Here is a 9,065-nt window from a genome sequence, read left to right as displayed (position 1 = left end):
CTTCTCAGCGCCGATGGTAGTTGGGACACGCGTCCCTGTGAGAGTAGGACGTTGCCAGGCAAATCTAAGACAACCAGAAATGGTTGTTTTTTTGTGTTTTTGAAGATTTGTGTGTGGGTGATCAGTAAATGATAATTGTGCCCATGGAAGAGAAAAAGAGCCTGTACCGGTCACAAAAAAGAATAATTGTGCCCGTAGAAGAGGAAAAGAGCCTGGACCGGTCACAAAAAAGAGTAATTGTGCCCATGGAAGAGAAAAAGAGCTTGGACCGGTCACAAAAAAGGAATAATTGTGCCCATACAACAGAAAAAAAGCCATGGACGGTAACATAGGAGGACCTAATGTTACAGAAGAAGAGGAAAAAGACCATCGACGGTAACAAAGCAGGGCCGCTCCCAACCCCTCTGAAAGCTATTCATAGCCAGCACAAGTCAAAAGCAACCAGAAATGGTTGTCTTTTTTGTGTTCTCAATTTCACTCACTCCTACATATTTTAACTAATGTACGTTTCACAATGGCGGGATTTGGAGAAAATCATTAGTAGTGAATCATTGCATCTACATAAAAAATTCAGTATAATTTAGTCAAATATAGTCAAAGTCAGAGAATGGGGGTGGGAAGATGAGAAACATCTCTGATATTATTGAAAAATATCTTAAACAAGTATTGGAATTAAGTGAAAAGGATCTTGTTGAAATTAAACGAAGTGAAATCGCTGATAAATTTCAATGTGTACCATCTCAAATAAATTATGTGATCAATACCCGTTTTACAATTGAAAGAGGATATATTGTGGAGAGTAAACGGGGCGGTGGTGGGTATATAAGGATTATGAAGGTTCAATCCCATGACTTGGCCCATTTAATTGATCAATTGCTCTCACTTATCCAAGGCAGGGTTAGTCAAACAAGTGCAGAGGACGTCATTTTAAGGCTCGTCCAAGAAGAAATTATTTCACAGCGGGAAGCGAAAATTATGTTAAGTGTAATCGATCGTTCCGTTCTTTATATTGATCTTCCATACCGAGATGAATTAAGAGCAAGAATGCTAAAAGCGATGTTAACATCTTTAAAATATAAATAAATTTTTTTCTGAGTAAGAGGTGAAAGTATGATTTGCCAAGAATGTAATCAAAGACCTGCAGCTCTTCATTTTACAAAAATCATTAATGGTGAAAAGACTGAAGTGCATCTTTGTGAAAAGTGTGCTCAGGAAAAGGGAGAAATGTTCATTTTCAATGGGGAATCTGGTTTTGCTTTTAATAATTTATTAGCAGGATTATTAAATATTGATCCGAACTTTCAAAAGCCAAGCCAAAGTCCCTTTCACCAAGAGGAAATTCTTCAATGCGATTCTTGTTCAATGACCTTTCCACAGTTTTTAAAGGTAGGCCGCTTTGGATGTTCCCATTGTTACGAAGCGTTTAAAGAACAACTTATACCAGTTTTAAGACGACTTCATAGCGGGAACTGGACACATAATGGGAAAATACCGAAGAGAATTGGCGGAGGAATCCATCTTCGTAAACAAATTGAAGAATTGAAAAGTAATCTAAAGGATTCAATCCACAATGAAGAATTTGAAAAGGCAGCAGAGATTCGTGATGAAATACGAAAGTTAGAGAAAAATTTAACAGCCAGCCACGAGGGAGGGGAATAACATGTCGCTTGAACGATTTCTAAATCAAGCTGTCAGCTCCTGGATGAGTGCGGAGGGACCGGATTCAGATATTGTCCTTAGCTCCCGGATTCGTTTGGCTCGTAACTTTGATGCTTATAAATTTCCAACCCTTTTTTCACATGAAGAAGCAAAATTGATTATTGAAAATATGGAAGAAATTTTAAAACAGTCTCCTATTCAAAAGTTTGGCCAAATGGAATTGTTGAAAATTGAAGAATTACAGCCGCTCCAAAAAAGGGTATTAGTTGAAAAACATATAATAAGCCCTCATCTAGCTGAAGATTCACCATATGGGGCAGTTCTATTAACCGAAAATGAAGAAGTTAGTATTATGATTAATGAAGAGGATCATATTCGGATTCAATGCTTGTATCCAGGTTTGCAATTATCTGAAGCGTTGGATGCTGCGAATGAAATCGATGATTGGCTTGAAAGTAATATTCAATACGCATTTGATGAAAAACACGGCTATTTAACCAGTTGTCCTACTAACGTTGGTACAGGTCTACGTGCTTCGGTCATGATGCACTTGCCAGGGTTAATGTTAACACAGCAAATTAATAAAATTATTCCTGCAATTCACCAATTAGGTCTTGTTGTTAGAGGAATTTATGGTGAAGGTAGCGAAGCATTAGGTAATATATTTCAAATTTCTAATCAAATCACACTTGGTAAATCAGAAGAGGACATTGGCCGTGACCTAAAAGGGGTTGTAAGTCAACTCATTTCACAAGAAAGGTCGGCCCGTGAAGCATTACGAAAAACTTCGAACATACAATTAGAAGACAGGGTATTCAGATCATTAGGTGTGTTATCTAATAGCCGAATTATTGAATCGAAAGAAGCAGCTAGATGTTTATCCGATGTTCGGCTTGGAATAGATATGGGTTATATTGATAAAATGCCTAAGACAATCTTAAATGAATTAATGATACTGACCCAGCCAGGATTCTTACAGCAATATGCTGGGGGTTCATTAAGACCACATGAAAGAGACATCAGACGGGCAGCATTAATTAGGGAACGAATAAAAATGGAGCAAGAAAAATAGGTGGGGAGGAAGAGAATATGATGTTCGGCCGTTTTACTGAAAGAGCGCAGAAAGTACTAGCTTTAGCACAAGAGGAAGCGATTCGTCTTGGCCATAACAATATTGGGACAGAGCACATTTTATTGGGGTTAACTCGGGAAGGTGAAGGGATTGCTGCGAAAGCCCTTTATGGACTTGGGCTAGGTTCTGAAAAAATCCAAAAAGAAGTAGAAAATTTAATTGGCAAGGGACAGGATGCTTCTCAAACCATTCACTATACTCCAAGAGCTAAAAAGGTCATTGAATTATCGATGGATGAAGCACGAAAATTAGGACATTCCTATGTAGGGACCGAGCATATTCTCCTTGGCTTAATCCGAGAAGGAGAAGGGGTTGCTGCCCGAGTACTTAATAATTTGGGAGTTAGTTTAAATAAGGCAAGACAGCAAGTTCTTCAACTATTAGGAAGTAATGAGTCTGGTGGGCATCAAGGCGGGGCATCAGCAAGTGCTAATACGCCGACGCTAGATAGCCTTGCACGGGATCTAACGTCAATTGCCCGCGAAGGAAGCTTGGATCCTGTTATTGGACGCGGTAAGGAAATTCAACGTGTGATTGAAGTGTTAAGCCGTCGGACAAAAAATAATCCGGTATTAATTGGAGAGCCTGGTGTAGGTAAAACAGCCATTGCAGAAGGACTCGCCCAACAAATTGTCAATAACGAAGTTCCTGAAATATTGCGTGATAAACGCGTTATGACGCTAGATATGGGGACAGTCGTTGCAGGGACAAAATACCGCGGTGAATTTGAAGATCGTTTGAAGAAAGTCATGGATGAAATTCGCCAAGCAGGAAATATTATTCTTTTCATTGATGAGTTGCATACATTGATTGGTGCGGGTGGTGCAGAAGGGGCTATTGATGCTTCCAATATCTTAAAACCATCGCTTGCTCGTGGAGAACTCCAATGTATTGGAGCAACCACACTGGATGAATATCGCAAATATATCGAAAAAGATGCAGCTCTAGAACGACGATTCCAGCCAATTCGTGTCGATGAACCAACAGCGGAAGAATCGATTCAGATTTTAGAAGGGTTACGTGATCGCTATGAAGCCCATCACCGTGTCTCCATTACAGATGAAGCGATTAAGGCAGCTGTTAAACTATCAGACCGCTATATCTCTGATCGCTTCCTGCCAGATAAAGCGATTGATCTAATCGATGAAGCTGGGTCCAAAGTACGGCTTCGTTCCTTTACCACTCCACCTAATTTAAAGGAATTAGAAGTGAAGCTTGAGGAAGTACGAAAAGAAAAGGATTCTGCAGTCCAAAGTCAAGAATTTGAAAAAGCGGCTTCTTTACGGGATACGGAGCAGCGTTTGCGTGAACAACTAGAGGAAACAAAGAAGAACTGGAAAGAAAAGCAAGGGAAAGAAAACAATGAAGTAACAGTTGAAGATATTGCAAGTGTTGTTTCAAGCTGGACCGGTGTCCCTGTTTCCAAGCTAGCTCAAACAGAGATGACGAAGCTGCTTAATTTAGAGGAAGTTCTCCATTCTCGTGTCATTGGCCAGGAGGAGGCTGTTAAGGCAGTATCTAAGGCTGTCCGTCGTGCCAGAGCAGGATTAAAAGATCCAAAACGGCCAATTGGCTCCTTCGTTTTCTTAGGACCGACTGGTGTAGGGAAAACAGAATTAGCCCGTGCCCTTGCTGAAGCCATGTTTGGTGACGAGGATGCGATGATTCGGATTGACATGTCCGAGTATATGGAGAAGCATTCTACCTCTCGTCTTGTTGGTTCACCGCCAGGATATGTCGGCTATGAGGAAGGCGGACAATTAACAGAGAAGGTTCGAAGAAAGCCATATTCCGTTGTTTTGCTTGATGAAATTGAAAAGGCACATCCAGATGTATTTAATATCCTTTTGCAGGTTCTGGAAGATGGCCGTTTGACTGATTCAAAAGGAAGAACAGTAGATTTCCGTAATACCGTCTTGATTATGACATCCAATGTTGGTGCTGAAGCATTAAAACGGAACAAGTATGTCGGCTTTAATATTCAGGATGGCGAACAGGATTATAAAGACATGAAGGGGAAAGTAATGGGCGAATTAAAGAAAGCCTTCCGCCCTGAATTCTTGAACCGTATTGATGAAATTATTGTTTTCCATGCGTTGGAGAGAAAGCATCTTGAAGAGATTGTAACTTTACTTTCAGAGCAGTTAATTAAACGCTTAAAAGAGCAAAATATTTCTTTAGAATTAACTTTAGCAGCAAAGGAAAAAATTTCTCAGGAAGGTTATGACCCTGAGTATGGGGCAAGACCATTGCGCCGTGCGATTCAAAAGCATATTGAAGACCGACTTTCAGAAGAACTATTAAAAGGAACATTGTTAACAGGTCAGCATGCGGTGATCGATGTTGATAATGGAGAATTTATTGTTCGAATGGAAGAGAAAACAAGTTTGGTAAAGTAGAAATGTAATCAATTAGTGTTGCTATACCATGAGAGGTACACGTTAATAAAGCTAAACCGTGTACCTCTTTTTTTAATTGTTTGTAATGTTTCAACGAGAGGATCGAAGTAGAATGGCAAAACGTAAGACAAAGTTTATGTGTCAGGAGTGCGGGTATGAATCTCCAAAGTGGATGGGGAAATGCCCTGGCTGCGGTGAATGGAATAAGATGGTCGAGGAAGTTGAAGTAACTGGTGCAACAAGAAGAGGGGCATTCGCCCATTCCCAAGGCGGTTCAGGGCTGTTATCCAAACCAATGCCGATCAATTCCATTGAAATGGAGAATGAACCAAGGATTCAAACGGACTTAAATGAATTAAACCGGGTACTTGGCGGGGGTGTGGTCAAGGGATCCTTAGTGCTGATTGGCGGAGACCCTGGAATCGGTAAATCAACGCTTCTGTTACAGGTATCATCGCAATTAGCAAATAAAGGAAATAAGGTTTTATACATATCTGGTGAGGAATCATTACGGCAAACAAAGCTTCGTGCGGAGCGATTAGGAATATCCTCTGAAAATCTCCTCGTATACTCTGAAACGAATCTTGAGGAAATTAACCGGACCATCGATAGTACAAATCCAAGCTTTGTCATCATTGATTCTATCCAAACGGTATTTCACCCAGATGTAACAAGCGCGCCTGGGAGTGTCTCACAGGTGCGTGAGTGTACCTCGGAATTAATGAGAATTGGGAAAACCAAAGGGATTGCGATCTTTATTGTTGGACACGTAACCAAAGAAGGATCGATAGCCGGCCCTAGGCTGTTAGAGCATATGGTGGATACCGTCCTCTATTTTGAAGGAGAAAGACATCATACCTATCGGATTTTACGGGCAGTTAAAAACCGTTTTGGTTCAACCAATGAAATGGGAATCTTTGAAATGAAAGAATTCGGTCTTGAAGAAGTGGCAAATCCCTCCGAGATATTTTTAGAAGAGCGTTCACGAGGTGCTGCTGGCTCAACGGTGGTCGCATCGATGGAAGGGACAAGGCCGGTCCTCGTTGAAATTCAAGCGTTAATTTCCCCCACTAGCTTTGGGAACCCAAGAAGAATGGCAACGGGAATTGATCATAACCGTGTGCCACTTTTGATGGCTGTTTTAGAAAAGCGAGTTGGGATGCTCCTTCAGAATCAGGATGCTTACCTAAAAGTTGCTGGAGGCGTAAAATTAGATGAACCAGCAATTGATTTAGCCGTTGCTGTCAGTATTGCGTCAAGCTTTAGAGATAAACCAACAAGACCAACCGATTGTATTATCGGAGAAGTCGGGTTAACCGGTGAAGTAAGAAGGGTTTCAAGGATTGAGCAGCGTGTCCAGGAAGCGGCCAAGCTAGGATTTGAGCGAGTCATTCTCCCTGCTAATAATCTTAGCGGCTGGAAGGGCCCAAACGGAGTTGAACTCATTGGTGTGAAGTCAGTGAGCGAAGCATTAAAAGCAGCGTTAGGAGTGTAGCAGATGGAGAGTAAAAAGCTTGGTGAGCATACCGTAAGTGAAGTTTTACAGTTCCTTGCACCTGGTACACCCATTCGCGAGGGAATCGACAATGTGCTCCGTGCGAACACAGGCGGGCTTATTGTCATTGGTTTTAACGAAAAGGTAAAAAGTATCGTTGACGGCGGCTTTGAAATCAATTGCCCATTTTCGCCCAGCTTTTTATATGAATTAGCGAAAATGGACGGGGCCATTATCCTCAATGAATTAGGAAATAAAATTCTTTTTGCCAATGCCCAGTTAGCCCCTGATTCCGATATACCTTCTTCTGAAACTGGGATGCGGCACCGCACAGCAGAAAGGGTAGCGAAACAAACAAAAGCCCTAGTGATTGCCATTTCCCAAAGAAGAAATGTCATTACCCTGTATCAAGGGAATTTTCGCTATGCATTAAAAGATATTGCGGTAATTTTAACAAAAGCCAATCAAGCCATTCAGACGCTTGAGAAGTATAAAACCGTTTTGGAACAAAGTATCAGCAATTTGAGTATCCTAGAGTTCGAGGAATCCGTAACCTATAACGATTTTTTACTTGTTCTCCATCGTTTTGAAATGGTCTTAAAGATTAAGAATGAACTTCTAACCTATTTACATGAGTTAGGAACAGAAGGTCGTCTCATTCGTTTACAATTGAATGAAATATTAACAGATCTCGAAGACGAGACCATGCTCATTATTAAAGATTATGCCTTCGACAGAGACATCAAGGCCAGAGAAGTGATTGGACGGATGCAGGCCATGGCTACGAGCGGTACCATTGAGGATATGGTCTTATTAAAATTGATGGGATACCTTGGCTATGTGCACCTTGATGAGAATAAAAGTCCGCGCGGCTACAGAATTCTTAATAAAATTCCAAGACTTCCATCCATCATTATTGAAAATCTCATCAGCAGTTTTGGTGAGCTTTCAAAAATAATAACCGCAACAGTGGAAGAACTTGATGATGTGGAAGGAATCGGGGAAGTTCGTGCCAAAAAGATTAAGGAAGGCTTTAAATTGATCAAAGAGCGGTTATACACCGATCGCCATCTATAAAAGCAATTATATCTAGGTTCCTAAAAGTTAAAAAAATCCAATTGTTTGACAGAAAAATTTTCCAATGCTACCCTAGGGGAGAATCTTCAACCTATTAATTTTCACTAACAAATTAAATTTAATACGTTTTTGTAATCGAAAAATAATCTGTAAATTAAGGTTTCATTTCCATGAATATGTTTATAATGAATAGAGGAGGTGAAGGAATGTTAAAACGTATTGTGCAGGCTTGCTTCCTCATTATAGGTGGTACGCTTGGTATTTTGTTATTACCGGAATTGTTCAATTTACTTCATATCAATGACATTCCCTTAATTAACAACTCGTATATCACTGCTATTATAGGTGCTATTATTTTTTATCTTATTACCTTTTGGGCAGTAGATTATGTTTTTAACTTTATTAAATGGGCTGAAGATTCTTTAGTGAAAGTTCCTGTAACAGATGTCCTTTTTGGTAGTGTAGGTCTATTCTTTGGATTGTTGGTTGCGTTTTTAATCGGCTTTGCCCTGAATGCCGTGCAAGTCCCAATATTAAATGCTGTGGCTCCGATATTACTGACCATTTTGTTTGGTTATCTCGGCTTTCAGGTGGGCTTCAAGAAGAGAGATGAATTATTAGGTCTTTTTGGAAACCGCGGTAACAAGAAAAAAACCAGTGACGAAGAGAATGATAAGGAAGTTAATCATCCTTTAAAAATATTAGATACGAGCGTTATTATTGATGGGCGCGTTGCTGATATTTGTCAGACCGGATTTTTAGAAGGAACGATTGTTATTCCACAGTTCGTCCTTGAGGAATTACAGCATATTGCCGATTCTTCCGATGTGTTGAAACGAAATCGCGGCCGCAGAGGCTTGGATATATTAAACCGAATTCAAAAGGAACTCGCTATAAAGGTAGAAATTTATGAGGGCGATTTTGAAGAAATTAGTGAAGTGGACTCAAAGCTCGTTAAATTAGCTAAAATAACCAATGGCATCTTGGTCACGAATGATTTTAATCTGAATAAAGTCTGTGAATTGCAAAATGTATCTGTGTTAAATATCAATGATTTAGCAAATGCCGTCAAGCCTGTTGTCCTTCCTGGTGAGGAATTAACCGTTCAAGTCATTAAGGATGGAAAAGAATATCATCAGGGCGTTGCTTATTTAGATGACGGAACGATGATTGTGGTCGAGGAAGGTAGAGAGTATATCGGGAAAAGAATCGAGGTTCTCGTAACGAGTGTTCTCCAGACATCGGCAGGACGAATGATATTTGCCAAGCCCAAATTATTAGAAAAAGCACTGTAGCTTAAAAA

The 9,065-nt window shown here is 40.2% G+C and carries 8 protein-coding genes; all 8 read left to right on the top strand.

The window, feature by feature from the left end:
• Positions 1-128 precede the first annotated feature (128 nt).
• The 8 genes from AB7942_RS24850 (at position 129) to AB7942_RS24815 (ending at position 9,057) form a co-directional block, all read left to right on the top strand.
• Positions 129-332 carry a hypothetical protein gene (locus AB7942_RS24850; protein ID WP_369448922.1) on the top strand — a complete coding sequence of 68 codons (204 nt, stop codon included), beginning with the start codon at positions 129-131 and terminating at the stop codon, positions 330-332.
• Between the two features lie 289 nt (positions 333-621).
• On the top strand, positions 622-1,083 hold the full coding sequence (locus tag AB7942_RS24845) for a CtsR family transcriptional regulator (RefSeq protein ID WP_088084955.1): 462 nt from the start codon (positions 622-624) through the stop codon (positions 1,081-1,083).
• A 27-nt stretch (positions 1,084-1,110) separates the two neighbouring features.
• Positions 1,111-1,659, top strand: a complete 549-nt coding sequence (gene mcsA / locus AB7942_RS24840; protein WP_088084956.1) for a protein-arginine kinase activator protein McsA — start codon at positions 1,111-1,113, stop codon at positions 1,657-1,659.
• A gap of 1 nt (position 1,660) precedes the next feature.
• Positions 1,661-2,731 (top strand): protein-arginine kinase McsB, encoded by a 1,071-nt coding sequence (gene mcsB, locus AB7942_RS24835; RefSeq protein WP_369448921.1) that lies wholly within the window; start codon positions 1,661-1,663, stop codon positions 2,729-2,731.
• A gap of 17 nt (positions 2,732-2,748) precedes the next feature.
• Positions 2,749-5,190 (top strand): ATP-dependent protease ATP-binding subunit ClpC, encoded by a 2,442-nt coding sequence (clpC, locus tag AB7942_RS24830; RefSeq protein WP_088084958.1) that lies wholly within the window; start codon positions 2,749-2,751, stop codon positions 5,188-5,190.
• Positions 5,191-5,302: 112 nt separating this feature from the next.
• Positions 5,303-6,685, top strand: coding sequence for a DNA repair protein RadA (gene radA, locus AB7942_RS24825; protein ID WP_369448920.1), 1,383 nt, complete (start codon positions 5,303-5,305; stop codon positions 6,683-6,685).
• A gap of 3 nt (positions 6,686-6,688) precedes the next feature.
• Complete coding sequence (disA, locus tag AB7942_RS24820; protein WP_088084960.1) at positions 6,689-7,762, top strand: DNA integrity scanning diadenylate cyclase DisA; 1,074 nt, start codon at positions 6,689-6,691, stop codon at positions 7,760-7,762.
• A 206-nt stretch (positions 7,763-7,968) separates the two neighbouring features.
• Complete coding sequence (locus tag AB7942_RS24815; RefSeq protein WP_369448919.1) at positions 7,969-9,057, top strand: PIN/TRAM domain-containing protein; 1,089 nt, start codon at positions 7,969-7,971, stop codon at positions 9,055-9,057.
• Positions 9,058-9,065: the final 8 nt, after the last annotated feature.

The sequence above is a fragment of the Neobacillus sp. BF23-41 genome (assembly GCF_041106275.1).
The sequence above is the reverse complement of the archived record's forward strand: the minus strand, read 5'-3'. Positions and strand labels throughout refer to the sequence as shown.

Bases quoted from the DNA above. Each gene is read 5' to 3' on its own strand.
- radA (WP_369448920.1), top strand. From the start codon at position 5,303: ATGGCAAAACGTAAGACAAAGTTTATGTGTCAGGAGTGCGGGTATGAA.
- clpC (WP_088084958.1), top strand. From the start codon at position 2,749: ATGATGTTCGGCCGTTTTACTGAAAGAGCGCAGAAAGTACTAGCTTTA.
- AB7942_RS24845 (WP_088084955.1), top strand. From the start codon at position 622: ATGAGAAACATCTCTGATATTATTGAAAAATATCTTAAACAAGTATTG.
- mcsB (WP_369448921.1), top strand. From the start codon at position 1,661: ATGTCGCTTGAACGATTTCTAAATCAAGCTGTCAGCTCCTGGATGAGT.
- AB7942_RS24815 (WP_369448919.1), top strand. From the start codon at position 7,969: ATGTTAAAACGTATTGTGCAGGCTTGCTTCCTCATTATAGGTGGTACG.
- AB7942_RS24850 (WP_369448922.1), top strand. From the start codon at position 129: ATGATAATTGTGCCCATGGAAGAGAAAAAGAGCCTGTACCGGTCACAA.
- disA (WP_088084960.1), top strand. From the start codon at position 6,689: ATGGAGAGTAAAAAGCTTGGTGAGCATACCGTAAGTGAAGTTTTACAG.
- mcsA (WP_088084956.1), top strand. From the start codon at position 1,111: ATGATTTGCCAAGAATGTAATCAAAGACCTGCAGCTCTTCATTTTACA.